1 protein-coding gene is annotated in these 367 nt (G+C 62.1%); it reads left to right on the forward strand.

Going from position 1 to position 367, the window contains the following annotated elements; genetic code table 11:
* Nucleotides 1-272 precede the first annotated feature (272 nt).
* Nucleotides 273-367 (forward strand): peptidylprolyl isomerase (locus BN358_RS25110; protein ID WP_198018546.1); only part of this gene is annotated, 95 nt, incomplete at its 3' end.

Consider the following 367-nt stretch of genomic DNA (forward strand, 5'->3'; position numbering starts at 1 on the left):
TCCCGGATACGTGCGTCCTTGATTCACTGGCCGAACCCGCGAGTAGGCCTCATCGGCGAGTTGCCCGCCCTCGCGCAGGGCCTGCTCGACAGTAGGGGGCGAGGTACTCGGGGGACTCACTATTGTCCGATGCTCGGATAGCTCCACCGTACCCGTAGCGAAGCCGCGAAACACAGGGATCTGCCAGTATGGGCTGACGCTCACCAGACTTGTCCCTGCGCGAAGACGCTATAGCCTGCGCAGAGTCCTGCACGTAACCAGAAAGGACTTGGATGTCCAAGGCAACCCTGCACACGAACCACGGCGACATCGTGATCGACCTGTTCGCGGACCACGCTCCGAAGACCGTGGCGAACTTCGTCGGCCT

Origin of the sequence: Sedimentibacter sp. B4, assembly GCF_000309315.1 — a bacterium.
In the GTDB taxonomy this organism is placed as follows: domain Bacteria; phylum Bacillota; class Clostridia; order Tissierellales; family Sedimentibacteraceae; genus Sedimentibacter; species Sedimentibacter saalensis.